The organism is Arthrobacter arnarulunnguaqae (assembly GCF_051262515.1).
Lineage (GTDB): Bacteria > Actinomycetota > Actinomycetes > Actinomycetales > Micrococcaceae > Arthrobacter_N.
Map to the genome: position 1 here is coordinate 25,775 of NZ_JBIMER010000014.1, position 25,646 is coordinate 51,420.

A 25,646-nucleotide genomic window follows, 5' to 3' on the forward strand; every position below is an offset into this window, starting at 1 on the left:
GGTGACCGCGACTCACCTTTCCGGCAGCGTGCTGGTGGTCGGCACGGGCCTGCTGGGAGCGAGCATCGGCCTCGGCCTCAGCCGGCGCGGGGTCGACGTCCTCCTGTCGGATCCTTCGCCCACGGCGGAGAAGGTGGCGCAGGACATCGGCGCAGGAACCGTCCTGGGCGCAGGCAAGACGGCAACTCCGGACCTTGTCGTCGTCGCCGCGCCGCCGGACGTCACGGCGTCGGTCGTAGCGGCCGCGCTCCGCGAGCACCCGGGCGCCACCGTCGTCGACATCGCGAGCGTGAAGTCGTCCATCCTGGAGTCGCTGCGCGCGGACGCGTCACTGCGGCCCGCGGACCTCGAGCGCTACGTCGGCACCCATCCGATGGCCGGCCGCGAGAAGTCCGGCCCGGCCGCCGCGCGGGGGGAACTGTTCACGGCCATGCCCTGGGTCGTCTGCGCCCACCCGACGAGCAGTCAGCGCAGCCTGCTGGCTGCGGAGTCGCTGGCCATCGACCTCGGCGCCACGGTCAGCCGCATGGACGCCGCGGAACACGATGGCGCCGTCGCCCTCATCTCGCACTTTCCCCAGGTCGCCTCGTCGCTGCTGGCCTCCCGGCTGCTGAACGCACCGGGGCACACCCTGGCGCTCGCCGGCAACGGTCTGCGGGACACGACGCGGATCGCGGCGTCGGACCCGCGGCTCTGGATCCAGATCCTCAGCCACAACGCCCCCCAGCTGGTGCCGATCCTGCACGGCCTGCGCGAGGACCTGAACCGGCTCATCGACACCCTGGAGCATCCCGGCGCGCCGGGGGCGCTGCTCGACCTGGCGGAGCTGATGGGGGAGGGTAACGCCGGCCAGGCGAGAATCCCGGGCAAACACGGCGCGCCTCCCCAGGCGTTCGCCGTGGTCACCGTCCTCGTGGACGACACCCCCGGCCAAATCGCCCGTCTCCTGGCGGATGTCGGCGAGGCCGGCATCAACGTGGAGGACCTCCGCATGGAGCATTCCTCCGGACACCAGGTCGGCATGGTCGAGGTGTCCGTGCTCCCGGGCCGGAGCCAGGAACTGGTCTCCGCCCTCACCGATCGCGAATGGAAAGTGGTGCAGTAGATGAAGCAGCTAGTGGTGGCCGTCGACGGACCCTCCGGAAGCGGCAAGTCATCGGTTTCCAAGGAGGCCGCCCGGCGCCTCGGCGCCGCGTATCTCGACACCGGCGCCATGTACCGCGCCGTGACCTGGCACTGCCTCGACGCTGGAACGGACCTGACCGACGCCGCGGCCGTGGCCTCCGCCGTGCGCGCCGCGGACCTGTCGATCAGCACGGACCCAGATGTGGACGAGGTTCGGATCCACGGCACGGACGTCACGCTCGCGATCCGCGAGCCGTTCGTCTCGGAGGCCGTCTCGGCCGTTGCGACCAACCTGGAGGCGCGGGCCGAGCTGGTCCGCCGGCAGCGCGAACTGATCGCCGGCCAGGGACGGATCGTCGCGGAGGGCCGGGACATCACCACCGTGGTCGCGCCGGACGCGGACGCGAGGATCCTCCTGACCGCCAGCGAGGAGGCCCGCCTGCGGCGCCGCGGGATCCAGTTGGGCGGCACGCAGTCCTCGGAGCAACTGCACCGGCAGGTGCTCACCCGAGACGCCCGGGATTCGGCCGTCACCAACTTCACCACGGCGGCCGACGGCGTCGTCACGCTCGACTCCTCGGAACTCGACTTCGAGCAGACGGTGCGGGCCGTTCTGGAGATCGTCCAGGGGCGGCCCGAACGGGCCTAGAAACACATCGGCCCAAGACATGCGAAAATGGAAGGTGCCTTCGCGTCCGGCGGGGGCGGCAAACAAAGGAAACCCCTCATCATGACCGATAGCGCCGCCTACCCGGGCGACGGCGACGACTACGTCCCCTCGGGCGAGGACCACATCGCCGAGAAGCTCCAGGGCATCTCCGACGAGGACGCCGAACTGCGCGCCGCGTCGTTGCGCGCCGGGCTCGACGACTACGAACTCGACGAGGAGGACGCCGCCCTTCTTTCCCACGCGGACGACGACTCGTTCGACGAGGAGGACGAGCGGATCCCGCCGGTCCTCGCGATCATCGGGCGCCCGAACGTCGGCAAGTCCACGCTGGTCAACCGCATCATCGGGCGCCGCGAGGCCGTCGTCGAAGACGTACCCGGAGTCACCCGCGACCGCGTGTCCTATTCCGCCGAGTGGGGCGGCCGCGACTTCACGCTGGTCGACACCGGCGGTTGGGAGCACGACGCGAAGGGCCTGCACGCGCGCGTCGCGGAGCAGGCGGAGATCGCCGCCGATCTGGCCGATGCGATCGTCTTCGTCGTGGACTCAGCCGTCGGCGCCACGGCGACCGACGAGGGTGTCGTGAAGATGCTCCGACGCATGAAGAAGCCGGTCTTCCTGGTCGCCAACAAGGTCGACGACATCTCCCAGGAGGCGGATTCCGCCGCGCTGTGGGGCCTCGGCTTCGGGCAGCCGTATCCCGTTTCCGCCCTGCACGGGCGCGGAACCGCGGATCTCCTCGACGAGATCGTCAAGAAACTGCCCGAGTTCTCGGCGAACGAAGGGCTCATCCCGCGCGGCGGACCGCGCCGGGTGGCGCTGATCGGCCGGCCCAACGTCGGCAAGTCCTCGTTGCTGAACAAGCTCGCGGGCAGCGAGCGCGTGGTGGTCGACAACACGGCCGGCACCACCCGCGACCCCGTCGACGAGCTCGTGGAACTCGGCGACCGCACCTGGCGGTTCGTCGACACCGCCGGGATCCGGCGTCGGCAGCACATGGCGCACGGCTCCGACTACTATGCGTCGCTGCGCACGCAGAGCGCGCTCGACAAGGCCGAGGTCGCCGTCGTGCTCCTGGCCGTCGACGAGGTGCTCAGCGAGCAGGACGTGCGGATCCTCCAGATGACCATCGAATCCGGGCGCTCGCTGGTGTTGGCCTTCAACAAGTGGGACCTGCTGGACGACGAGCGCCGGCGCTACCTCGAGCGCGAGATCGAACAGGACCTGGCGCACGTGGATTGGGCGCCGCGGGTCAACATCTCCGCCAAGACCGGATGGCACAAGGAAAAGCTGGTGCCGGCCCTGGACACCGCCCTGGAATCCTGGGACAAGCGCATCCCGACCGGCAAGCTGAACGCCTTCCTCGGCGAGCTCGTGGCCGCGCACCCGCACCCGGTCCGCGGCGGCAAGCAGCCGAGGATCCTGTTCGGCACGCAGGCCTCCACGCGACCGCCGCGCTTCGTGCTCTTCACCACCGGGTTCCTGGATCCCGGATACCGGCGTTTCATCACGCGCCGGCTGCGCGAGACGTTCGGGTTCGAGGGCACCCCGCTCGAGGTCAGCATGCGCGTGCGCGAAAAGCGCGGGCGTCAAAAGTAGTCCCGATTCTGCGGTAGAGTATCCAAGGAGCTTTTCGCAGACGGACCCGCGAGGAAACGAGTGGGAGAACGGCTGCGGAAAACCTCGGGCTATGGCGCAGCTTGGTAGCGCGCCTGACTGGGGGTCAGGAGGTCGTGGGTTCGAATCCCGCTAGCCCGACCAGCCGAAGGGGGCCCGGGGAATCGCAAGATTCCCCGGGCCCCCTTCTTCGTTTTTGCAGCCCTTCGGGGCCGGTACGGAATGTGCCTATACTTTGAAAAACATTGAAGGCTGAGGAACCGTCGCCTGTGGGGACGCGTCGGAGCCCGCCACCGGGGACGGGCGTAATCAGCGGGCTGACAACCGACTATTCCGCCCCCTGGGTAGGCTAGGCTGGTTCGGAACATGGTTCGTCGCGTGCCCGTGGCGCATGCCGGGCCGTGGAACCGCAGTTTTTGAGAAGCACGTCAGGGAGGACAACGCATGTCAGGGGAAAACGGCTTGGGCGGCAAAAGGCCCGGCCGCGGGGAATCGGTCGCGGAGACCACGAATATCAGCCTGCCTCCGCTCGCCGAGGGTCCGGTCGGGGACATCCCGCTGGCGCCCGAGGAGCGAACGGCCGTTGCCGCGCTGCCGGAAGGTTCGGCGCTCCTGATTGCCCACTCCGGACCCAACCGCGGTGCTCGTTTCCTGTTGGACTCGGCGAGCACGACGGCGGGGCGTCACCCCGAGGCGGACATCTTCCTCGACGATGTCACGGTCTCCCGCAAGCACGCCGAGTTCCGTCGCCTTGACGGCGGTTTCGAAGTCGTCGACGCCGGAAGCCTCAACGGCACCTACGTCAACCACGATCGCGTGGACTCGGTCCGTCTGCGGACCGGTTCCGAGGTCCAGATCGGAAAGTTCCGACTGACGTTCTACGCCGGAAGCCGCCCGACGACCGCCGCACGGCAAGCCTGACGGCCAAGCCAGTGGCCCCCACCGCAAACGCCCGGCGCGCAGCCGAAGCGGGCGGCGCGCCGGCGCGCTCCTCGGTCTTGAACATCGGAGAGGTCCTGGCGGAACTTTCCGACGACTTTCCGCAGACGACCGCGTCCAAAATCCGGTTTCTGGAGGAGAAGGGGCTGATCACCCCTCAGCGCACGGCTGCCGGCTACCGGAAATATACCGCCGGGGACATCGACCGTCTGCGGTTCATCCTGGCGCTGCAACGGGACCAGTACCTGCCCCTGAAGGTCATCAAGGACTACCTTGATGCCGTCGACCGCGGGGACCGTCCCGAACAGCTTCCAGGTGGAATCACGCTCGCCCCGCGCAGCGTGACCGACCAACTGGCCGGCGAACTCGCCGGTCGCCGACGTCCGCTGACCCAGGCGGAACTTCAGGGGGCGACGGGGGCCTCCGCCGAGTTGATCGGGGAGCTCTTGGCCTACGGCATCATCGTCGAGGAGGACCAGCGCTTCGACGAACACGCAACACGCATCGCCACCGCGAGCGCCAAACTGGCCGCCCACGGGATTGAACCCCGGCACCTGCGCGCCTTCCGGGTGGCCGCGGACCGCGAGCTCGGACTCGTCGAACGCGCCGTGGCGCCGCTGACCAACCGCCGCGACGTCTCGTCGCGGGCACGCGCGGCAGAGACGGCTCGCGAAATCAGCGATGCCTGCCTGGCCTTGCACAGCGCCCTGGTCAGCGGAGCGATCGCCCGGCTGGACCACTAGCCACACGGAAGGGGAGAGGCATGCGGGAACTCGAAGTCGTGGGGGTTCGCATCGAACTGCCGTCCAACCAGCCGCTGGTCCTGCTCAAGGAGGCCGACGGGCCGCGGCACCTGCCGATCTGGATCGGCGCGCCCGAGGCTTCGGCCATCGCCATGGCCCAGCAGGGGATCGAGACGCCGCGGCCGATGACGCATGACCTCCTGGCCTCCGTCGTCGAGTCGCTGGGCCGCCGGCTCGTCGAAGCGAGGCTCGTCTCCGTCCAGGACACCGTGTTCTACGCGCGGTTGGTGTTCGACGGCGGCGTGGAGGTCGATTCGAGGGCCTCCGACGCCGTGGCGATGGCGCTGCGGGTCCACTGTCCGCTGACGTGCGCCGAAGAGGTGCTCGTCGAGGCCGGGGTGATGGTCAGCGACGACGGGACCTCCAGCGAGGGAGAGGAGGCCGAACTTCGGGAGTTCCGCGAGTTCCTCGCCGACGTGGAGCCCGAGGACTTCGAACCCTAGCGACACGCCCTCAAGTTAAGCTTGAAGGTCTTTGACCTTGGGCCCGGCTGGCCGTACCGTCAAGGCATAGGTTTCCCATTGCCTGGCTTGTCGTTCGAGCTGACATCCGGCGGAAGACATCCGCCTGTGTCGGTTCCGACCCCAGCGGGCCATTCCCCTCGGGGAGCACAAGACATAAGGAGGATTCAACGTGAGTCCCATTGGTGATCACCGCGAATCGTCGGGCGACGGTACCAGGGTGGCGGGCAACGGAGCCTCGCAGGGCCTGCTGTTCTCCGAGGATCTACCTGTTCTCGACGAGGGAGCGGGCTACCGAGGACCGATAGTCTGCAAGGCGGCGGGTATCACCTACCGCCAGCTCGACTACTGGGCGCGGACAGGACTTGTCGAACCGGCCGTGCGCGGGGCGTCGGGCTCCGGTACCCAGCGTCTCTATAGTTTCCGCGACATTCTGGTTTTGAAGGTCGTCAAGCGTCTTCTGGACACCGGAGTATCGCTCCAGCAGATCCGCACGGCGGTCAGCCACCTGCGGGAGCGCGGGGTCGAGGACCTGGCGCAGATCACCCTCATGAGCGACGGGGCCTCCGTCTACGAATGCACCTCCGCCGACGAGGTCATCGACCTGGTGCAGGGCGGGCAGGGCGTGTTCGGCATCGCCGTGGGGCGCGTGTGGCGCGAGGTCGAGGGAAGCCTCTCGGAGCTGCCCAGCGAGCACGCCGCGGAAGAGTCCTTCGCGGACGACGAACTCAGCCAGCGGCGCGCAGCCAAGAAATCGGCGAGCTAGGCCGACCGCGCACACCACCACACGACGGCGGCGGGTGGTTTCCCTCGGGAAGCCACCCGCCGCCGTCGTGTGGGCCATGAGTTTGCCGGCGAACGCTCCCCGTGGGGTGCCGGGCCGCGGGGGCTAGCGGGCCGCGCGCGAGGCGCGGCTGCGGAGTCCTCCGGAGTCGGTCACGTTGCGGAGCAGTTCGTCGAAGTGTCCAGATGCCTGCCGGGCGGCCTCGCCGGGCCACTGGTGCACGGAATAGGCCGCGCCCTGGATCTGCTGCCAATTGGCCTGCTCGGGAAGAACGGGGGAAAGCAGCGAGGACTTGAACATCGAGCGCATCTCGTCCAGCCGGAAGCGCTGTTCGGCGGACGCCGGACGGTAGCGGTTGGCGACGACTCCGGCGGTCGCGAGGTCGGGTGCGAATTCCTTCCGGAAGAGCTCGAGCGCCCGCATGCTCCGTTCGGTCCCCGCGACGGAGAAGAGGCTCGGCTCCGCCACAAGCAGCACCCGGTTGCTGGCGGTCCAGGCCATGCGCGTGAGGCCGTTCAGGGACGGGGGGCAGTCGATGAGGACCAGCGAGTACTTGTTCGTGCGCGAGAGCAGCGTGCGCAGCCGGCGCAGATCCCGCATCCGGAGGTCCGGCCGGTCGTAGATACCGGCGAAGGCGCCGCCGACGGCCACATCCAGCACCGGTTCGCGGCCGCCGACGTCCCCGGCGGCCCTTTCCACCCACGAACTGGCGACGGCGTTGGGCTCGACGTCCGAACGGCGCACGTTCTTAAGCATGTGGCCGATGTCCTTCTGCCCCGCCGGACGGACCCCGAGGCCCGTGCTCGCGTCGGCGTGGGGATCGAGATCCACGACGAGGGTCGGCAAGCCGGCGGCGAGGGCCGCGGAGGCCAGCCCCAGAGTGACGGACGTCTTGCCGACGCCACCTTTGAGACTGCTGATGCTGACAACCTGCACGGGACTGACCACTACCTCTTCTGTGTATATACCCTGATTCTGCTCCCCGACCATCATAGTTGGCCAAGCGCGGGGCGCCGCGCGGCGTGCCGATGCGGCGCGGTTCGCGGCGCGCAATGTTTTCGGGCTGTGGCGCGCGCCACGGTAGGGTGAATTTTTGGGCGGTCCCAAGGGCCCTCCCGGCGACGACGCCCCCCAACATGTGGGCGCCCCGACGCCTTCCACCCGCTGACATTCCCCAGGAGCACCATGTTTTCGAAGGTTCTGGTTGCCAATCGTGGCGAGATCGCGATTCGTGCTTTTCGTGCCGGTTACGAGTTGGGCGCCAAGACGGTGGCCGTCTTCCCGCATGAGGACCGCGGGTCGATGCACCGGCAGAAGGCCGACGAGGCTTACCAGATCGGCGAGGAGGGGCACCCTGTCCGGGCGTACCTGGACGTCGAGGAGATTGTGCGCGTGGCGAAGGAGTCCGGCGCGGATGCGATCTACCCGGGATATGGCTTCCTCTCGGAGAACCCGGACCTGGCCCGCGCGGCGCGTGAGGCCGGCATTGCGTTCGTGGGCCCGCCCCCGGAGGTCCTCGAACTGGCAGGCAACAAGGTCGAGGCCCTGCGTGCGGCCCGCGCCGCGGGCGTGCCGGTGCTGGACTCCTCCGAGCCGAGCGACGACGTCGAGTGGCTGATCGCCGAGGCGGACAAGATCGGTTTCCCGATCTTCGTCAAGGCCGTTGCCGGCGGCGGCGGGCGCGGCATGCGCCGGGTCGACACCCGCGAGGAGCTTCCCGAGGCGTTGGGTTCGGCGATGCGCGAGGCCGGAACGGCGTTCGGGGATCCGACCATGTTCCTGGAGCAGGCCGTGTTGCGCCCGCGCCACATCGAGGTGCAGATCCTGGCGGACGGCCAGGGCAACGTCGTTCACCTCTTCGAGCGCGACTGCTCGCTGCAGCGCCGACACCAGAAGGTCATCGAGATCGCCCCGGCCCCGAATCTGGACGAGAACATCCGGCAGGCTTTGTTCGCCGATGCCATCAAGTTCGCGAAGGCCCTTAACTACCAGAACGCGGGAACGGTCGAGTTTCTCGTCGACACGGTCGGCGAGCGGGCCGGGCAGCACGTCTTCATCGAGATGAATCCGCGCATCCAGGTGGAGCACACGGTCACCGAGGAGATTACGGACGTCGACCTGGTGTCCTCGCAGATGCGCATCGCGGCCGGCGAGTCCCTGGAGGACCTCGGCATCCGACAGGACGAGCTGCGCGTGCGCGGCGCCGCGCTGCAGTGCCGCATCACCACGGAGGACCCGGCCAACGGCTTCCGGCCGGACGTCGGAACGATCACCGCGTACCGCTCGGCCGGCGGCTCCGGCGTGCGCCTGGACGGCGGCACCATCTACGCTGGCGCCGAGGTTTCGCCGCACTTCGATTCGATGCTCGTCAAGCTCAGCTGCCGCGGACGGGACTACGCGATGGCCGTGCGCCGCGCGCGCCGTGCGCTGGCGGAGTTCCGTGTGCGCGGGGTGACCACGAACATCCCGTTCCTGATGAACGTGCTCGACGATCCGCAGTTCCTGGCCGGGGACGTCGCGACCGATTTCATCGACTCGCGTCCGGACCTGCTCAAGGGCAACCGGTCGCAGGACCGCGGAACCAAGGCGCTGACCTTCCTTGCTGACGTCACCGTGAACAAGCCCAACGGGGAGCGCCGCGAGGGCATAGACCCGCGCGAGAAGCTGCCGCACTACCCGGGAAACAAGTCCGAGCTTCCGGACAGGTCCCCGTTCGACGGACCGGCCGAGGGTGCCGCACCTCCGGCCGGTTGGCGCCAGGTGCTGCTGGAGAAGGGACCCGAGGGTTTCGCCGCGGAGCTTCGCGCCCGGACCGAGGTCGCGGTCACGGACACGACGTTCCGCGACGCGCACCAGTCGCTGCTGGCCACGCGTGTCCGTACCCGCGACCTGTTGGCCGCGGCCCCGGCGTTCGCGCACACCATGCCCCAGCTGTTCTCCATGGAGGTCTGGGGCGGGGCGACCTACGACGTCGCGCTGCGCTTCCTCGGCGAGGATCCCTGGAAGCGGCTGGCCCTGCTGCGCGCGGAACTTCCGAACATCCCCCTCCAGATGCTGCTGCGCGGGCGCAACACGGTCGGCTACACCCCGTACCCGACCGAGGTCACCGACGCGTTCGTCGCGGAGGCCGCCGCCACCGGCATCGACATCTTCCGGATCTTCGACGCGCTGAACGACGTGTCCCAGATGGAACCGGCCATCAAGGCGGTCCGCGCCACCGGCACCGCGGTGGCCGAGGTGGCACTGTGCTACACGGGCAACCTGCTGGACCCGGCCGAGGACCTCTATACGCTGGACTACTACCTGGAGCTGGCGCAGCGGATCGTCGACGCAGGCGCACACATCCTCGCGATCAAGGACATGGCCGGGCTCCTGCGCCCCGCGGCGGCGAAGATCCTCGTCGCGGCGCTGCGCGAACGCTTCGACCTTCCGGTCCACCTGCACACGCACGACACCGCCGGCGGGCAGTTGGCCACGCTGATGGCCGCGGCCGACGCCGGGGTGGACGCCGTGGACGTCGCGATCGCCTCGATGGCGGGGACCACGTCGCAGGTGTCGTCCTCCGCGCTGGTCGCCGCGCTCGCGCACACGGAGCGGGACACCGGCATCGAGTTGGACGCCACTGCGGCGCTCGAGCCGTACTGGGAGTCGGTCCGGGCCATGTACGCGCCGTTCGAGTCCGGCCTGGCCGGGCCCACCGGGCGCGTGTACCGCCACGAGATCCCCGGCGGCCAGCTTTCCAACCTCCGCCAGCAGGCCATCGCCTTGGGTCTGGGCGAGCGGTTCGAGGCCATCGAGGACATGTATACCGCGGCGAACCGAATCCTCGGCCGCCTGGTCAAGGTCACGCCGTCGTCCAAGGTGGTGGGAGACCTCGCGCTCCAGTTGGTGGGCATGAACGTGGATCCCGCCGCGTTCGAGGCGAATCCGCAGGCGTTCGACATCCCGGAATCCGTCATCCAGTTCCTTTCCGGGGAACTCGGCGACCCGCCGGGAGGATGGCCGGAGCCGTTCCGCTCCAAGGCGCTCGAGGGCCGCAACGTGCGCACGCGCGTCGAGGAACTCTCCGCCGAGGACACCGCCGCCCTGCAGGCCGACTCGGAGACGCGGCGCTCCACGCTGAACCGGCTGCTCTTCGCGGGCCCGACCCGGGACTACGAGAACTCCGTGGCCGAGTACGGCGACATCTCCACCCTGCACACCCGGGACTACCTGTACGGGTTGGAGCGGAACACCGAACACGTGATCTCCCTGGGCAAGGGCGTGCGCTTGCTGGCCACCCTCCAGGCGATCTCGGAGCCGGACGAGAAGGGCATGCGGCAGGTCATGTGCACGCTCAACGGACAGATGCGCAACATCACGGTCCGGGACCGCAACGTCGAGTCCACCGTCAAGGCCGCCGAGAAGGCCGACGCCAACCAGGTCGGCCACATCGCGGCGCCGTTCGCCGGCGCCGTCACGGCCACGGTGTCCGTCGGTGAAACCATCGAGGCCGGAGCGACCGTCGCGACGATCGAGGCCATGAAAATGGAGGCGTCCATCACCTCTCCGGTTGCCGGCAAGGTGACCCGCATCGCCATCGACGGCACCGCACAGGTCCAGGGCGGTGACCTCCTGCTGGCGGTGGGCACCGAATAGCGCCCGCGGACGCCGTCGAGGGCGTCCGCCCGGCCGTTCCACGCGGGGACCGGCACCCTTCCGGGTGCCGGTCCCCGCGTGCGCTAGGGTGATTCCAGACCCGGCCCAGGCCACATCGCACGCACCGAGGACACGATGACCCAGAACAGCAGCACGCCCGACGACAAGCCCCTGGACGCCGGAGACGCCGACCACGAAGACTCGGCTACCGGCTCGCCCTCGGACCAGGCGGACACGGACGGCGCGGCCGCGGCTCGGCCCGGGACCCCGGCCGAGAACGCCACCGATCCGGCAATTGATCCGGCATTCGAAGCGTCCTCCGCGCCGGCGGGGGAGGTGGCCGAAGCGTCCGGTGGTGCCACCGAAGACGGTCCTCGGGACGTGGATGCGGTCGCCCTGCCGGATCTCGCGGGGTGGGAACCCTCGGGGACCGTCAAGACCGAGCAGCAGCACGGGCCCGAGGTCGGAGCCTCTGCTACCGTGGACGCGCCGGAGACGGCGGCTTCGCTGACGGCGGACCGCCTGTTGGAACCGCGCAATCGTCCGCCGGCCGCCGGGTGGCGCCGCTGGCTGTTCGCCTCGACGTTCGGCAAGGTCAACGTGGGCGATTCCGACGCCGTGCGGCTCCAGCGCATCACCGAGCACAAGATCGCGGCGTCGCTGGGCGAGGGGACGCGCTACGTCCCGGTGCTCTCGCGCAAGGGCGGCGTCGGAAAGACCACCGTCACCACGCTGTTGGGCATGGCGCTCGCCCAGATCCGAGAGGACCGGATCATCGCCATGGACGCCAACCCCGACCGCGGGACGCTGACGGACCGGTCGCCCGGGAAGGCCCGCTACACCGCGCGCCAACTCGTGCAGAACCGCTTCATGGTCGATTCCTTCTCCAAGCTCTCCACGTATGCGGCCCGCGAGGGTTCCCGGCTGCACGTCCTGGCTTCCGACACGGACCCGCACGTCGCGGAGGCGTTCGACGACGCCGACTACCGTGCCGTGACCGACCTGCTGTCCAGGTTCTATTCGATCGTCCTCACCGATTCCGGTACGGGAATGGTCCACTCGGTCATGAAGGGCACGTTGGACAAGGCCGACGCCGTCGTTCTGGTCTCCGGCGCCAGCGTGGACGAGGCACGCCTCGCCTCGGAGACGCTCTCCTGGCTGGAGGCCCACGGCCGCACGGACCTGTCCGAGCGGGCGATCGTGGTCATCAACCAGTCGGCCGGGAAGGGCCGCGCGGTCAACGTCGAGGAAATCGAGGCGCATTTCCGCACGCGCGTCGCCACCGTGGTCCGCCTACCGCACGATCCGCACTTGGCCGAGGGGTCCCGCATCGACCTCGCCCGGCTGCGCCCCGCCACGCGCGAGGCCGCCATGGAACTGGCGGCGCTCGTCGTCGACGAGCTGAGGGGCTGACGGCATGCCGCACTACGACCTGGCGATCATCGGTTCCGGATCGGGAAACTCACTCGTCACGCCCTTCTGGGACGACAAGAGGGTCGCCATCATCGACGGCGGCACGTTCGGGGGCACCTGCCTGAACGTGGGGTGCATCCCCACCAAGATGTTCGTGTACCCGGCCCAGTTGGCTGCCGCGCCGGCACAGGCGCGGCGCCTCGGCGTCGACCTGGCCTTGGACGGCGTGCGCTGGGCCGACATCCGCGACCGGGTCTTCGGCCGCATCGACGCGATCTCCGCCGCCGGGCGAAACTACCGCGCGGACGAGCTGGAGCACGTCGACCTGTACGAGGAGCACGTCCGTTTCACCGGTCCACGCACGCTGCTCACCGACTCCGGCACGGAGATCACGGCCGATCGCATCGTGGTTGCCACGGGCTCGCGGGCGGTGCTGCCGGACCTTCCGGGAATGGACCTGCCGCAGGTGCACACCTCGGACACCGTCATGCGGCTGCCCGCGCTGCCGGAGCGCGTGCTGGTGCTCGGCGGCGGATTCATCGCCGCGGAGTTCGCCCACGTCTTCCATTCGCTGGGTTCCGATGTGGTTCAGGTCAACCGGTCGGGGCGCCTGCTGCGGCAGCACGACGCGGAGATTTCACGCCGGTTCACCTCCGCTGCCGTCGAACGCTGGCGCCTCGAGCTTGGCTACGCGGTGACGGGCGTCGAGGAGAACGCCGACGGTTCCGTCACGGCCTCGTTCGCGCCGGACGGCGCCGGACGCGCCCTGAGCGTCGAAGCCGACGTCGTGCTGATCGCCACCGGGCGCGTGCCCAACACGGATCGGTTGGGGGTCGAAGCGGCCGGTTTCGACGTCGACGACAACGGCACGCTCGCCGTGGACGACTTCCAGCGGGTCCTCGTCGGCGGGGAACCCTGCGAGGGCGTGTACGCGCTGGGGGACGCGTCCAACGAGTACCAACTCAAGCATGTCGCCAACCGGGAGGCGCGCGTCGTCGCGCACAACCTGGAACGGCCGGACAGTCCCCGAATCATGGACCGGTCCCACGTGCCGGCCGCCGTCTTCACGGATCCGCAGATCGCGGCCGTGGGCCTCACGGAGGAACAGGCTCGCGCCCAGGCATCCGCGGGCACCGACATCGTCACCGTGGTCCAGGAATACGGCTCGACGGCGTATGGCTGGGCGATGGACGACGGCGAGGGGATCGTCAAGCTCGTCGCGGACAGGAAGTCGCGCAGGTTGCTCGGCGCCCACATCATGGGGCACGAGGCGTCCATCCTGATCCAGCCCCTCATCCAGGCGATGGTGGCGGGCACGGACGTGCCCACGATGGCGCGGGGGCAGTACTGGATCCATCCCGCGCTCACGGAGGTCGTGGAGAACGCCCTCCTGGCGCTGGGGGTCGACGCCGCGGACGGCGACCCGCTGTAGGGACCGGCGCACGGCAAAGGCCGGCGCCGCCTTCTGGCGGGGCCGGCCCTTGGCTTTGCGCCGGAGCGGCTAGCGGCGGTCCGCCGCGTAGATGTCCTCCACGACCGGCCCGAAGTCCTGCAGGACCTGCGCCCGCTTGATCTTCAGCGACGGCGTGAGGTGGCCCGAGGTCTCCGTGAAGTCCGTGGGAACGATCCTGAACTCCTTGATCGCCTCCGCCTTGGACACGGATTCGTTGGCGTGGTCGACGATCCCCTGGATGGCGTCGCGGACCTCCGGCAGCTCGGCCGCCTGGGCCACGGTGGCGGACGGGAGGTTGTGGCGCTGCAGCCAGCCCGGCAGGGCCTCCTCGTCCAGCGTCACCAGCGCGGCGATGAACGCCCGCTGGTCGCCGACGACGACGCACTGGGACACCAGCGCGTCCGCCCGGATCGCGTCCTCCAACTGGGCGGGGACGACGTTCTTTCCGCTGGCCGTCACGATGATTTCCTTCTTGCGTCCGGTGATCCGCAGGAAGCCGTCCTCGTCGAGTTCGCCGATGTCGCCGGTGCGGAACCAGCCGTCCACGAACGTCTCGGCCTCCAGGTCCGGACGGTTGAAGTAGCCGCGCATGACGCAGTTGCCGTTGGCGAGGATCTCGCCGTCGTCCGCGATCTTGACGCCGTTGCCCGGAATGGGAGCCCCCACCGTGCCGATCTTGATCCGCTTCGGCGTGTTGACCGTGATCGGCGCCGTGGTCTCGGTGAGCCCGTAGCCCTCCAGGATCATCAGTCCGATCCCGTTGAAGAAATGGCCGAGCCGCTCGCCCAGCGGCCCTCCGCCGGAGACGGCATGGACCACGCGGCCGCCCATGGCCGCGCGGATCTTCCCGTAGACCAGCTTGTCGAAGAGCTGGTGCTTCAGCCCGAGGACCAGGGGGACCTTCCCCTGCTCCTTCGCCCGCGAGTAGGCGATGGCTGTGTCCGCGGCCGCGTGGAAGATCTTGCCCTTGCCGCCGTCCTCGGCCTTGAGCATAGAGGAGTTGTAGACCTTCTCGAAGACGCGCGGAACGGCGAGGATGAACGTCGGCCGGTAGCTCTGCAGGTCCGGCAGGAGGTTCTTGACGTCCGCGGTGTGGGCTACCGTCGCGCCCGCGGCGACGCACAGCACGGAGATGAACCGGGCGAACACGTGGGCGAGCGGGAGGAACATGATGGTGGAGGCGCCCGGGTGGACGCATTCCGGCAGGGCGGCCGCCGCGTTCTCGCTGAGTTCCACGAAGTTGCGGTGCGTGAGTTCGCAGCCCTTGGGGCGGCCGGTGGTGCCGGAGGTGTAGATGATGGTCGCCAGGCTGTCCAGGTTCAGCGAGGTGCGGCGTTCCTCGAGGACCTCGTCGCCGACCGACCGGCCCGCCTCTCGCAGGACGTCCAGCCCGCCGCCGTCGATCTGCCACACGTGCTCCAGCCCGTTCAGCCCCTCCTGGGAGGCTGCCTGCCGCACGACGTTCTCGTGGTGTCCCGCCTCGACCACGACGCCGGTGGCGCCGGAGTCGCCGAGGATCCACGCCACCTGGGTCGGGGAGGAGGTCTCGTACACGGGGACGGAGACGCATCCGGCGAACCAGATGGCGAAGTCCACGAGCGCCCATTCGTAGCGGGTGCGGGACATGATGCCGATCCGTCCGCCGGGTTCGACGCCCTCGGCGATCAGGCCCTTGGCGATGGCGGACGCATCCGCGGCGAAGTCCTTGGCATGGACATCAAGCCATCCGCCCTTGCCGTCCGGACGCGCGAACAGGACGGGATTGTCCGCCGAGGCGGCCTGACGCAAGACAAAGTCGGTGGAATTGGTCGCGGGCGGGCTGACCACAAGCGGGGGTACGCTGAATTCGCGCACAATGGGCTCCTCTTCGTCGAGTGGGACCTTCCGGCCGAACCCCAGCGGATCGGCCGTTGACTCCAGCCTAGTGTGTCGCGTCACAAAAAATACCCGCTAGTAACTTATGGCGAGGACAAACTTCGGAAAGGGTGCTGGATGACGGCAGGAGCGGCGGTCGGCGTCGACATCGGGGGTACCAAAATCGCCGCGGGCGTGGTCGACGCCGAAGGCGTGGTGCTGCGCCGTCTCGGGCGGCCGACGCCGGGGCACGATCCGCGGGAGGTCGAGTCCGCCGTCGTGGAGGTGGTGCGCGAGCTGGCTGGCGACACGCCCGGGATGCCGGTGGGGGTCGGCGCCGCCGGCTGGATGGACCCGGTGACGGGGAACGTCCGCTTCAGCCCCCATCTGGCCTGGCGCAACGAACCGTTGCGGAGCCGACTCGAGGGTTTCTTGAATCGGCCGGTGGCCGTCGCGAACGATGCCGATGCCGCCGGCTGGGCCGAGTGGCGGTTCGGCGCGGGGCGGGGGGAGGAGCAGTTCGTGTGCCTGACGCTGGGGACGGGCATCGGTGGAGCCCTGGTGATCGACGGCGTTTTGCGCCGTGGCCGGCATGGGGTGGCCGGCGAGTTCGGCCACCAGGTCGTCGTGCCGGGGGGCCACCGCTGCGAGTGCGGCAACCGCGGGTGCTGGGAACAGTACGCGTCCGGCAACGCGTTGGGGCGCGAAGGCCGGGAAATGGCCCGGGCGGACTCGCCGGTGGCCCACGCGCTGCTGGCCGCGGCCGGAGGGGACCCTGAAGCCATCAACGGCGAACTGGTCACGAGGCTGGCGCGCGACGGGGATCCCGCCTCCATGGACCTGGTTGCCGAGGCCGGGGAATGGCTGGGACTGGGACTGGCGAACCTGGCCGCGGCTTTGGACCCCGGCACCTTTGTCATCGGGGGAGGGCTGGGGTCGGCGTCGACGGGCCTGCTGGAAGCCGCGGAGGCCTCGTATCGGCGGCAACTCACCGGCCGCGGCTACCGCCCGTTTGCGCGGGTCCTCCGCGCCCGGCTGGGAGCGGACGCGGGACTGGTCGGATCGGCCGATCTCGCTCGGGTCGAGGCGCGCGGCGCGGCGCGGGCGTAAGGCGATGGGCGCGTCGGCCTTTCGCCGGTGCTCCTAGACGCGCGAACCGTCGTCGTTGCCCGTTCGGTGCCGCGGCAGGCGCCACAGCAGGTAGCCGACCGCAACGAGGAACGCCAGGCACAAGCCGATCCACGCGACCGCCGGCGCCCCGCGCCACAGGATGGCCAGCAGCAGCAGGGCCAGGGGAGCGCCGGCCGCGCCGCACCAGGCCAGAACGGTCATGGGGTTGCCGCTGCCCAAGGCGGGGGGATCCTCGGGGACGAAGGCGTCGTCGTCGTCGTCCGGTTCCGGCGGCGAGTAATCGCGCGGACCGGGCGCGGCGGGATCCGCTATGCGCGGGGCCGGAACAGCCGGCGCGGGCCGTTCCGACGGTGCGGACTGTTCGGCGGACGGATCCGTGGATTCGAGCTGCCGGACAAGGTCCCGCCAGGCGGCGTCGTCGGAGGACGGGTCCCGGCGCGGATCGGGATCGTGGTTAGGCACTGCTGCCGCCTTCGGTGTGGGAACGGACGAATGCGATCGAGCCCTCGAACATCAGGACGGCGTCGTGGTCGAGGGTGGCCACGTGGAAGCTCTTTTCGAGGGCGCGGACGGTGGGCGGCGGCGCCCCGGGCGGCCGCTTGGCCAGTCCCGCCAACAGCGCGTCGATGCTGGAATCCGGCACCACGTGGTCCACCCGCGAGCGGTAAACGAGTACGGGCGCCCAGACGCTGGGGAGGGCGCGCCGCGTGTGGCGGAACAGGAGCGCCAGCTGTTCGACGGCGGCGACGGGCGTCCGGTCGTAGGCACCCTCGTCCGCGCCCGCCAGCGCGATGTCGTTGGCTATCGCGGCCACGGATTTCACCGCGTATTTGATGATGCCCGCAAAGCGCGCGGCCGGGTCGGCGAAGGTCAAGCCGGGATTGGCGACAACGACGCCGGCCACGGACCGGTTGGCCGCCAGCTGGAGCGCCAGCGCCCCGCCCATCGAGAGGCCGAAGACGAAGACGTTGCGGTGCGCCCGCTGGAGGAAATCGAACTCCCGCTCAACGGCGCGTGTCCACGAGGTGTGCCGGGTGCGGGCCAGGTCCTGCCACGTGGTTCCGTGGCCCGGCAGGAGGGGGAGGCTGACGGTCAGACCCGCCTCCACCAGGGCGTCGGCCCACGGGCGCATGCTGCGCGGGCCGGAGGTGAAGCCGTGCACCAGCAGCACGGCATCGGGGCCGCCGCGCACCCTGAACGGGGTTTCGGCGCCCTCGGGTGGCCGGGGCGAGAAGTCCATGATGCTCCCGATGGTGCCCGGAGGTGGGTGCTCCAGGGGTGGATGTGTGCCTAGAGTAGAGCCTAACCGACTCGCGGTCCGCGGCATGTCCGTGCCGCCAGGCCCACAACCCTCACGGGCGGAAGGCACACGCGTGTTGTGTGCCATCACAACATCGGGATAGAGCACCAACTCCCTTGCCGATAAAGGGATCGGCGGGCCCCAAGGCGACCACCGGGCGACCTCAGGGGGCCCCAACTCTAGCAAAACTCTTCCACGAGTCACATTTCGGCATTCAGCCGGCCTCCCCCCCGCACGTGCGCCTGGCGTCCGCCGAGCGCGCCTGTTGGGTCCAGGAACTGCCTCATGGTGGGGTCAACGTACTTCTGAGTGGTGGAGATCTGTGAATGCCCGGCCAAGACGCGCGCGGCCTCCAGATCCGTCATTGCAACCATGGTGACCCTCGTTCGCCGGCAGGTGTGCGTCCCTACCCAGCTCAGATCCACGTCGCCCGGGCCCACTTTGAACTTCAGGGCCTGACGGAGCTGCCGGTCCAAATTGCCCTGGTCGACCACGCCTCCGTCCTTGTTGGGGAACAGCCAGCCGGTGGTGGTCCCGACGCGGGCGATCTGCTCGCGGACGTAGCGGGATGCTCGGGCGTCCAGAACGACCGGGGTGCGGGCGCGCAACCTGGATTTGTCCCACGCCTCGTAGTAAGGAGTGCCGTTGTCGTCGAACTTGACGGCGCCCGCCAGTTGCATCACTAGGGGGCTCTTCGCCTCGCCGGGGAAGGCCTCCCAGATGTTTTCGATGCGTGCGGCAAGGGCCTCCGACACACGGGCCGCGTTCGAGAGCATGAGGGCCATGATCACGGGGACCCGTTCGGCCCGCGGGTCGCGGGACCCGCCGTGGACATAGCCCTCGAGCCGGTCGAAAAGGGCCTTGTCCTCCCAGGGGAACAGCGCGCGGGGGGTTTTTTCAGCGGCCTTGCGCTCTGCGGCGAAGGTATCCCGGATCCTCGGGGGCCGCCTGTCCCCGTACACCTCATGGTCATCGGCGAGCTGGATCAGGTTGCGGATGAGCAGCATGGTCGTCCGCGCGGCTCCGAGCCCGCCGATGCCTTGGTCCCGAAACTGGCCGCCCTTGGTCTTTACTTGCACGGTTCGTCCGGCTCGGACGGCGGCCAGCACAGCGGTGACCGTTCCAGGCTTCACCTGCTCGATGGTGCGCGCGCCGAGGGCGGGACCGATCCAGTGCTCCCACTGTGTCTTATACATGGAGCGGGTGCGCGGGGCCTTGCCGGGTCCGGACTCGAGCATCCAGGCATCCCACAGAGCGGCGAATGGGGAGTCGAGGGTGAGCTGGTCGGTCCCCGGGATGTGGCGCAGCGCACGACGGGCGCCATCGACTGCGGCCGCCTTGGCGGCCGTCTCCGTGGCGCCCTGAGCGGTGGCTTCCCGGGTTCGGCTCCCATCCAACGGCCAGTAGCGCACGCTGGCCTTGTAAATGAGGGAGGTTCCGGTTTTTTCGGCCTCGATGATGATCCGGCGACCCCTATTGGTGCTGCGACCTGCACCGTCGAACGGGTCGTATAAGGTGCGGGGTTCGGCGATGGTTCCGGGTGCGTGGCGGCGCGGACGCCCGCGGGCGATGGGCATTGGCCCTTCTTTCTGTGCAGGTCACGGTCCGGATCGGTCCGCTCATGATCCAATAGCGTAGCCCACTTTTCAGGTCGTGAGGGCGGGGGCTGATGGCGGTTCGGTTGACCTGAGACTTGAACGCGGGACACTGCACTCCCTACTGGTATGAAAGCAACCCAGTCCCGCATCAACGCCGCTCCGATCGCCGGTATCCGTCCCCTTTTGGACCTACACGAGGTCGCCTACCTCCTTAATATTTCGGAATATCAGTTCCGGGAATGGCTCAAGCTAGGCCTTGCCCCGCGCGGGGCTAAGGTTGGCGGGCACTGGAAGTTCAAGCCGGAGGACGTCGTCGCGCACATCGAGGCGATCTTCGCCGATGCAGCCTAAGGCCGGTTCCTCGCCCAGACATACGAAAGCACCGTCTTGGGATGGGACCTTTTCATTGGGCTACAGACTCCTTTGTTTATGACCGTGGGGGAATGGAGCGGGTACGACACACCCGGGTCCACCGTGTACATCTTTCGAGACGGACGAGATCGCGTTCGCCGAGGTGCTCTCCGGCTACGCCCTGCGCCTCGGCGCCCGGCATCCGATGCAGAAGGACGCCGACTTCATGGGCATGAGCCTGGACGAATACGTCCGGGGCATCGACGACGACTGGGGAAACCAGGTCAAGCTCGGCTGCCTGCCCCGGCACTGGAGGGACCGCCGCAACACCTACCGGGGTCGAGCTGGCCGAACCGGGCTGGTGGGTGGACGTCGAACACCCGGAGACCATCGCCGCCCTCGGCGCCGGCATCGGGACCGGACTCCACGACGGGCGGGGTATCGACCAGCTCACCCTGGGTGTCCTCCACGGGGAGAACCGCGCGGCAACCACCCTGGTGTCCACTTGGATCCGGGAACAGGTCCTGGACGATGGCAGCAGGCCCCTGGGCCTGCGGTTCCGGAGCAAGCACGGCGGCGGGCACTGCTGGGCCTACTGGCTAAGGCGCAGGGACGACGGCCTGGAGGAAACCGCGATGGTCGCGGACCCCGGGACGGCGATCCGCAGCGACAACCCGGCCCTGAACGCCGCCGCGCGGCGCTTCGGCATCAAAATCTGGTAGCCAACCGCCTACGTCCCCGCCGGCAACCAACAACGCCGGGGACCGCGGGGAACCGCGATGGTTCCTTTGCGCTCAAGGGTCGTTTCGGAGGGTGAATTCGGACCATAGCGGGTAGTGGTCCGAGATCCGCCAGGACACCTCGTTCCGGGTCAGTGTCGTGAAGACGTGGGGGAGGAAGTCCACGTGGCCGGCGCGTCCTGTGTAGTGCAGGCTTTGGAGCATGCTGGTCCCGTCGGGTTCGGAGAACCAGGCGATCTGGTCGTAGAAGTTCCGTGTCCGGTCGTTGTCGAAGATGGTGCGCGGCACCGTGTCCAGTTCCGTTGGCGGCCAGAGTCCGGTGGAGAGGAATGCCTCGAACAACGGGTCGCCGATGCGGTCCAGGTTGAAGTCCCCCAGGACGAGCAGGTTCTCGTTCCAGTCGTCCGGGTGCTCCGCCCAGTCGCGCATCCATTGGGCGAAGGTGGTGATCTCCGGGAGGCGGTCGGTCGCGCGCTGGCCCCAGAGTACGTGCACGCTGGTGAGGACGAATCCGGCGGTGCCGCGGGTGAAGCCGGCCGCGTAGGGGGTCCGGGCGAACTGGGGGACCGGTCCGTCCGCGGTCGGGGGCAGGACGATCTCCCCGACCAGCCCGGAGGGCTGGACACGCTCGGCGTCGTACAGGTACGTCAGGCGTTCCCCGTTGCCGGCGGTTCCTTCGGTGACGTCGGAGGTGATGAACCTCCACCCCGGCCCCAACAGTCCCACCAGGTGCTGCAGGGCGGTGGTGTTCCGGCGGACCTCCTGCACTGCCAGGACATCAAAGCGCTTCGCGATCGCGGCGATGCACGCCATCGCGTGCAGGTCCCGCTTCGGCGAATCCTTCGGCCCGGCCGACCACTTGCGGGTCAGGTCCCCGAACGCGCGCACGTTCCACGTCGCCACCAACAGGTTCCCGTCGGATTTGCCCGGGACCGTTGCGTCCAACGCCTTCTCGAGCCGCGCGAGATCCCGGACCACATCGGCGGGCGGTGTGCTCTTCATGGAACACATCCAAACACACCCCCGGGGGGCGCCCATGAATCCTCCGGCAGCACGGGGCAACGGAGGCGACGCCGCAACCGTGACGCCAAGGCACCCGGGTCCCGCGGGGGACCGAATAAAGCGCCACCAGGCGAGAGCAGGCCCCGCGCCGGCACCCACCGGGGCGACGGCAGTGCCGCCGGCCCCGGCCCCCACAGGGAGACGAAAGGGCTTCCGTGGACGAGTGGGGCAGTAGCCGATCCGTCTGGGCAAACAAGCCCACCTGCCTGCAGGGTCGCGTACACAGCCGGGCCAAAAACGCCGCCAACACAAGGTAAAAACCTTTGTCTGACCCTTATTTGAGGGTAGAACGAAGGTACGCCAATCGGTAGGGGGAGAGTGGCATGGCCATCACGATGTACTCGAAGCCGGGATGCTTCGGGTGTCGCAAGACCGCCGAGAAGTTCGCCGCGGCCGGCACCACGTTCACCGAGGTGGACCTGACCGAGACCCCCGCCGCGCTGGAGTGCGTCACGGAGGACCTCGGCTACTCCCAGGCGCCCGTCGTCGTGGTGGACGACGACTTCCACTGGTCGGGGCTGAACCCCGTCCACATCCAAACCGCGATCGACCACGCCCGGCAGGACGCCACCGCATGACCGCCCGGAAGCCGGCGACCGGCGGGCAGTCGCTGAAGCGCCTGAACTTCGACGTCCCCGAGGACCTCGCCCACGAGTTCAAGGCCTACGCCGCCCTGCAGGGCAAAACCCAACGCGAAATCGTCATCGCGTTCATGGAGCGCTGCGTGCGCCGGAACCACCCCGACCCGGCCGGACGCCCCGTGGCCCCGACGACCAACGATCCCACCGGCCGCCGGGAGGGAGGGGCGTAGTGGCATCGGATCTCTCCCGCGGGGAGTGGGAAATGATGTACCGCAAGGGCGTGGAGGTGGAGACCATCGCCCGGCTGTGCCACACCACCCCCAGTGCCGTGCGCTCCCACGTCACTGCCCGGATCCGGGACGACCCCAGACCCCCGGAACGACGCCCGCTGCGCCACACGGAACCGTCGCTGCCACGCCATGCGCGCGGCACCACCGGCACCCAGTGGCGGCTCTGGCACCGGATGCTGCTGGGATTCGTCAACGAGCACCACCGCCTGCCCGGTCTCGCCGACGGCCGGAGCGTCGCCTCCGCCCTGGAACTCGCCCTGCACCTCTGGCTGCGCGAACAACGCGCCGCCCACCGGCGCGGGGACCTCCAGCTCATGCAGCACACCGCCATGGCCCGCATCCCCGGATGGCGACGCCAGCCGGTGAAGTCCCGGGACAGCATCCGCTGGGACGAGCGGCTCGAGGAGTGCGCAGCGTTCCTCACCGAACACGGTCGGTTCCCCAGCGGGTCGAAGCCCGTGAACGACGAGGAGCTTGTCCTGGGCCGGTGGCTGGTTTACCAACGCCGCCTCAACCGCCTTGGGTCGCTGGACCCCTTGCGGAGCAACCGCCTGGACGCCCGCCTGCCCGGCTGGTCGGCGCACCGCAAAGCCCGCCGCGCCTGAAACCACCCTCGCATCGGACGCGACGCGCCGGGTCCAACCCCACGGAAAGCGCCGTCACCGGCGTTCGGGCACCGGCAGCCCGAAACGGGGAGACGCGGCCTTGTCCACGGGAACGCCGCCGCAGCGGTGCGCTGCCCGTACGGGGCAGCAGCCCCGTCGAACCGGTCCACGCGGTGAGGCCACCGCCACCGGGCCGACCGCCACCGGGCCGACCGCGGCCGGCAGCGCCGCCGTTCAGGTGCCCACCACCGCCCGGAGCGCGGGACCGGTACAGGTGGCGTGGAGTGACGACAGCGGGAACATCCTCGGCACCGGTGCCCCACGGGAGACAGCAACGCCGGCGACCGGACCGGTCGCGTGGCTGGGGACGGCCCGAGCTTCCGCACCGGCTCCACCCGCCCACAGCACCGCGCTCTCCACACACAACCCCCGTCCACCGCGACTGACGGCGCCGTGGACGGCCGCCGTGGAGGACCCGGCCACCCATAGGCCCGCCGGTGCTGGGCCGCCGTAGGCACCATCGCCTCGCCACCCGGCCGCTCAAGGGATGGACAAGCCATTCTGAAGAAGTAATAATAGGAGTAAGCTTATTACTGACTACTTGCGAGGAGATGCCCTCATGGCAGAGCAGTCCACACCGGCGCAGCGGGCCGCCTCGGCGGCCGAGGAGATGGACGCCGCGGGGGAGAAGGTCACCGTCTCGGCGGTGCGCGCCCGCGCGGGCGTCTCCATGGAGGCCGCCCGCCTCGGTGTCGAGCAGTGGCGGGCCCAAGCGCGGCAGGCGGAGGTCCCGATCCCGGAGGCCGTGCAGCGGGCGTTCGCCGGGGCGTGGGCCGCCGCGGCGGCCGAGGCCGCCGCCCGGTACCAGGCGGACCGCGAAGCGGCCGGCCAACTCGTCGAGGCGGCAAAGGTCGAGGCCCGGGACGCCGGGGACCTCGTCGACGCCGAAGCCGCGCGCGCCGACGCCGAGGCGCAGCGCGCAGACAAGGCCGAGGAACAGGTGGCGCACCTGACCGAACGCCTCGCCGCCCTGACCGCCCAGACCGAAGGTCAACGCCGGGACGCGGCATCGGCGCTGGAAGCCGAGCGGGCCGCCGCCGCGGCCGCACGGGAGGAGCTCGCCGAAATGCGCGGACGCCTCGCCGTCCTCCAGGAACAGGCCGAGACGTACTGGAACAAGGACGACACCGACCGGTAGGCGCGCAGGCCGCCCCTGTCACGCGCGAAGGTCCCGGCCTGGGGGAGACCGGGACCTTCATCATCACTCGCACCTCCAAGAGGTGCTCCCGACACTACGGAACCGGACTGTATGAACCTGTACGCCGTCTGGGAAGCCGCTGCATCCACTTCGGTGTGCGTTGGTGGGGGGCGTTGCGGCGTGGCGCCCGAACGCTTGGCTGGGGACGGCCCGAGCTTCCGCACCGGCTCCACCCGCCCCCAGCACTGCGCTCCCCACACACAACCCCCGCCCACCGCGCCTGCCGGCACCGTGGACGGGGCGATGTGGAGGACCCGGAACACCACACGCCCGGCACCGGGGCACCTTGCTGTCCGTCTGTTTAACGCGGGATACGTTGGAACCTATGGGGGACAACATGGTTCGACAGGCACGGGCGGGCGACTTCCCCGCCCTGGCGTGGACGCTGTTCAAGGCCTTGTCGGTGGGGCCCGGCAGCCGGACGGTCCGGCCCGTGCGTGCGGTCCTTGCCCTGCCGGTCCAACTGTTCACCCCTGATGGTCTACCTTCCGGGCCGGCGATGTGTACACGGGCTGGGAGCGGGGGGCCGTCGTTCTCCTGACCCGGAGGAGGAGCGCCAGATCGCGTGGTTCAGCACGGTGGCGGAGATGTCCCCAGGCAGCAAGGCTGCCGCGGCGGTCACGAGTCGGCGAACGTGGTCGGGCCTGAGGGTGCTGTCGCCGCTGGCGCGGTGTGCGAACCGGTTGACCCAGGTGTCTGCCTTCACGTCCGGGTGCCCTAGGAGCATCCGCACCCCACGCAGACACCGACGGATATTGCGCTGCGCCGTGCCCCAGACCTCCTGGCGGTGGAAACAGCTCTGCTTGGTGCAAGCAGTCCGGCGATGACAGGACCGAACCGCCGGCATTGTGGAGAGTAGGCCGCCTATGACCTCGGGATTGAACCACCAACAGCGGCGGCAACGGTGGTTCTCGGAACCGATCGACCGCGGGTGCGGAGTGAACTGTCTCATTCGTGAAGTAGGTTTCACCTA

General features: G+C 69.3%; 24 protein-coding genes and 1 tRNA gene. 18 read left to right on the forward strand and 7 right to left on the reverse strand.

Annotation, left to right across the window (positions count from 1 at the left end):
• Position 1 precedes the first annotated feature (1 nt).
• The 8 genes from ACHAAJ_RS12180 to ACHAAJ_RS12215 all read left to right on the forward strand — a co-directional run bounded on the left by ACHAAJ_RS12180 (position 2) and on the right by ACHAAJ_RS12215 (position 6,381).
• Entirely contained in the window at positions 2-1,105 is a 1,104-nt protein-coding gene (locus tag ACHAAJ_RS12180) for a prephenate dehydrogenase (protein ID WP_435728456.1), read from the forward strand.
• Positions 1,106-1,774: a (d)CMP kinase gene (gene cmk, locus ACHAAJ_RS12185; protein WP_435728458.1), complete on the forward strand. Its 669-nt coding sequence runs from the start codon at positions 1,106-1,108 to the stop codon at positions 1,772-1,774.
• 81 nt (positions 1,775-1,855) lie between these two features.
• Entirely contained in the window at positions 1,856-3,394 is a 1,539-nt protein-coding gene (gene der, locus ACHAAJ_RS12190) for a ribosome biogenesis GTPase Der (RefSeq protein ID WP_435728459.1), read from the forward strand.
• Positions 3,395-3,479: 85 nt separating this feature from the next.
• Positions 3,480-3,556, forward strand: a tRNA-Pro gene (locus ACHAAJ_RS12195).
• Positions 3,557-3,856: 300 nt separating this feature from the next.
• A complete protein-coding gene (locus ACHAAJ_RS12200; protein ID WP_435728460.1) occupies positions 3,857-4,333 on the forward strand; it encodes an FHA domain-containing protein in 477 nt (158 codons plus the stop codon).
• A gap of 77 nt (positions 4,334-4,410) precedes the next feature.
• Entirely contained in the window at positions 4,411-5,094 is a 684-nt protein-coding gene (ftsR, locus tag ACHAAJ_RS12205) for a transcriptional regulator FtsR (protein WP_435728497.1), read from the forward strand.
• 20 nt (positions 5,095-5,114) lie between these two features.
• Positions 5,115-5,597 carry a bifunctional nuclease family protein gene (locus tag ACHAAJ_RS12210; RefSeq protein ID WP_435728461.1) on the forward strand — a complete coding sequence of 161 codons (483 nt, stop codon included), beginning with the start codon at positions 5,115-5,117 and terminating at the stop codon, positions 5,595-5,597.
• A 199-nt stretch (positions 5,598-5,796) separates the two neighbouring features.
• Positions 5,797-6,381: a MerR family transcriptional regulator gene (locus ACHAAJ_RS12215; protein ID WP_435728498.1), complete on the forward strand. Its 585-nt coding sequence runs from the start codon at positions 5,797-5,799 to the stop codon at positions 6,379-6,381.
• Positions 6,382-6,504: 123 nt separating this feature from the next.
• Here ACHAAJ_RS12215 and ACHAAJ_RS12220 read toward each other — a convergent pair whose 3' ends face one another.
• Positions 6,505-7,335, reverse strand: coding sequence for a ParA family protein (locus ACHAAJ_RS12220; protein ID WP_435728499.1), 831 nt, complete (start codon positions 7,333-7,335; stop codon positions 6,505-6,507).
• A 249-nt stretch (positions 7,336-7,584) separates the two neighbouring features.
• On the opposite strand from ACHAAJ_RS12220, the gene ACHAAJ_RS12225 reads away from it, so the two are divergent.
• The 3 genes from ACHAAJ_RS12225 to ACHAAJ_RS12235 all read left to right on the forward strand — a co-directional run bounded on the left by ACHAAJ_RS12225 (position 7,585) and on the right by ACHAAJ_RS12235 (position 13,882).
• Positions 7,585-11,037, forward strand: coding sequence for a pyruvate carboxylase (locus ACHAAJ_RS12225; protein WP_435728463.1), 3,453 nt, complete (start codon positions 7,585-7,587; stop codon positions 11,035-11,037).
• A gap of 135 nt (positions 11,038-11,172) precedes the next feature.
• Positions 11,173-12,450 (forward strand): MinD/ParA family ATP-binding protein, encoded by a 1,278-nt coding sequence (locus ACHAAJ_RS12230; protein ID WP_435728465.1) that lies wholly within the window; start codon positions 11,173-11,175, stop codon positions 12,448-12,450.
• A 4-nt stretch (positions 12,451-12,454) separates the two neighbouring features.
• Positions 12,455-13,882, forward strand: coding sequence for a mycothione reductase (locus tag ACHAAJ_RS12235; protein WP_435728466.1), 1,428 nt, complete (start codon positions 12,455-12,457; stop codon positions 13,880-13,882).
• A 69-nt stretch (positions 13,883-13,951) separates the two neighbouring features.
• Here ACHAAJ_RS12235 and ACHAAJ_RS12240 read toward each other — a convergent pair whose 3' ends face one another.
• Positions 13,952-15,757, reverse strand: a complete 1,806-nt coding sequence (locus tag ACHAAJ_RS12240; protein ID WP_435728468.1) for an AMP-dependent synthetase/ligase — start codon at positions 15,755-15,757, stop codon at positions 13,952-13,954.
• A gap of 138 nt (positions 15,758-15,895) precedes the next feature.
• Between ACHAAJ_RS12240 and ACHAAJ_RS12245 the strand changes: the two genes are divergently transcribed.
• Entirely contained in the window at positions 15,896-16,867 is a 972-nt protein-coding gene (locus ACHAAJ_RS12245; RefSeq protein WP_435728469.1) for an ROK family protein, read from the forward strand.
• A gap of 33 nt (positions 16,868-16,900) precedes the next feature.
• Here ACHAAJ_RS12245 and ACHAAJ_RS12250 read toward each other — a convergent pair whose 3' ends face one another.
• The 3 genes from ACHAAJ_RS12250 to ACHAAJ_RS12260 all read right to left on the reverse strand — a co-directional run bounded on the left by ACHAAJ_RS12250 (position 16,901) and on the right by ACHAAJ_RS12260 (position 19,765).
• Positions 16,901-17,350 (reverse strand): hypothetical protein, encoded by a 450-nt coding sequence (locus tag ACHAAJ_RS12250; RefSeq protein ID WP_435728471.1) that lies wholly within the window; start codon positions 17,348-17,350, stop codon positions 16,901-16,903.
• Positions 17,343-18,128 carry an alpha/beta hydrolase gene (locus tag ACHAAJ_RS12255; RefSeq protein ID WP_435728473.1) on the reverse strand — a complete coding sequence of 262 codons (786 nt, stop codon included), beginning with the start codon at positions 18,126-18,128 and terminating at the stop codon, positions 17,343-17,345. Before ACHAAJ_RS12255 ends, ACHAAJ_RS12250 begins: the two co-directional genes overlap by 8 nt.
• A gap of 260 nt (positions 18,129-18,388) precedes the next feature.
• On the reverse strand, positions 18,389-19,765 hold the full coding sequence (locus ACHAAJ_RS12260) for a tyrosine-type recombinase/integrase (protein ID WP_435728475.1): 1,377 nt from the start codon (positions 19,763-19,765) through the stop codon (positions 18,389-18,391).
• A 147-nt stretch (positions 19,766-19,912) separates the two neighbouring features.
• Between ACHAAJ_RS12260 and ACHAAJ_RS12265 the strand changes: the two genes are divergently transcribed.
• On the forward strand, positions 19,913-20,137 hold the full coding sequence (locus tag ACHAAJ_RS12265) for a helix-turn-helix transcriptional regulator (RefSeq protein ID WP_435728476.1): 225 nt from the start codon (positions 19,913-19,915) through the stop codon (positions 20,135-20,137).
• A gap of 365 nt (positions 20,138-20,502) precedes the next feature.
• On the forward strand, positions 20,503-20,859 hold the full coding sequence (locus tag ACHAAJ_RS12270) for a hypothetical protein (RefSeq protein WP_435728477.1): 357 nt from the start codon (positions 20,503-20,505) through the stop codon (positions 20,857-20,859).
• A gap of 72 nt (positions 20,860-20,931) precedes the next feature.
• Here ACHAAJ_RS12270 and ACHAAJ_RS12275 read toward each other — a convergent pair whose 3' ends face one another.
• Complete coding sequence (locus ACHAAJ_RS12275) at positions 20,932-21,879, reverse strand: endonuclease/exonuclease/phosphatase family protein (protein ID WP_435728478.1); 948 nt, start codon at positions 21,877-21,879, stop codon at positions 20,932-20,934.
• 383 nt (positions 21,880-22,262) lie between these two features.
• Here ACHAAJ_RS12275 and ACHAAJ_RS12280 point away from each other — a divergent pair, with 383 nt between their 5' ends.
• The 4 genes from ACHAAJ_RS12280 to ACHAAJ_RS12295 all read left to right on the forward strand — a co-directional run bounded on the left by ACHAAJ_RS12280 (position 22,263) and on the right by ACHAAJ_RS12295 (position 24,613).
• Complete coding sequence (locus ACHAAJ_RS12280; RefSeq protein WP_435728479.1) at positions 22,263-22,517, forward strand: glutaredoxin family protein; 255 nt, start codon at positions 22,263-22,265, stop codon at positions 22,515-22,517.
• Positions 22,514-22,750: a hypothetical protein gene (locus tag ACHAAJ_RS12285; protein ID WP_435728480.1), complete on the forward strand. Its 237-nt coding sequence runs from the start codon at positions 22,514-22,516 to the stop codon at positions 22,748-22,750. The genes ACHAAJ_RS12280 and ACHAAJ_RS12285 overlap by 4 nt, the downstream gene beginning before the upstream one ends.
• Positions 22,750-23,415 (forward strand): helicase associated domain-containing protein, encoded by a 666-nt coding sequence (locus ACHAAJ_RS12290; RefSeq protein ID WP_435728481.1) that lies wholly within the window; start codon positions 22,750-22,752, stop codon positions 23,413-23,415. The genes ACHAAJ_RS12285 and ACHAAJ_RS12290 overlap by 1 nt, the downstream gene beginning before the upstream one ends.
• Positions 23,416-24,034: 619 nt before the next feature.
• Positions 24,035-24,613 carry a hypothetical protein gene (locus ACHAAJ_RS12295; protein WP_435728482.1) on the forward strand — a complete coding sequence of 193 codons (579 nt, stop codon included), beginning with the start codon at positions 24,035-24,037 and terminating at the stop codon, positions 24,611-24,613.
• 541 nt (positions 24,614-25,154) lie between these two features.
• Here ACHAAJ_RS12295 and ACHAAJ_RS15675 read toward each other — a convergent pair.
• Positions 25,155-25,625 (reverse strand): DUF8548 family protein, encoded by a 471-nt coding sequence (locus tag ACHAAJ_RS15675; RefSeq protein ID WP_494337660.1) that lies wholly within the window; start codon positions 25,623-25,625, stop codon positions 25,155-25,157.
• Positions 25,626-25,646: the final 21 nt, after the last annotated feature.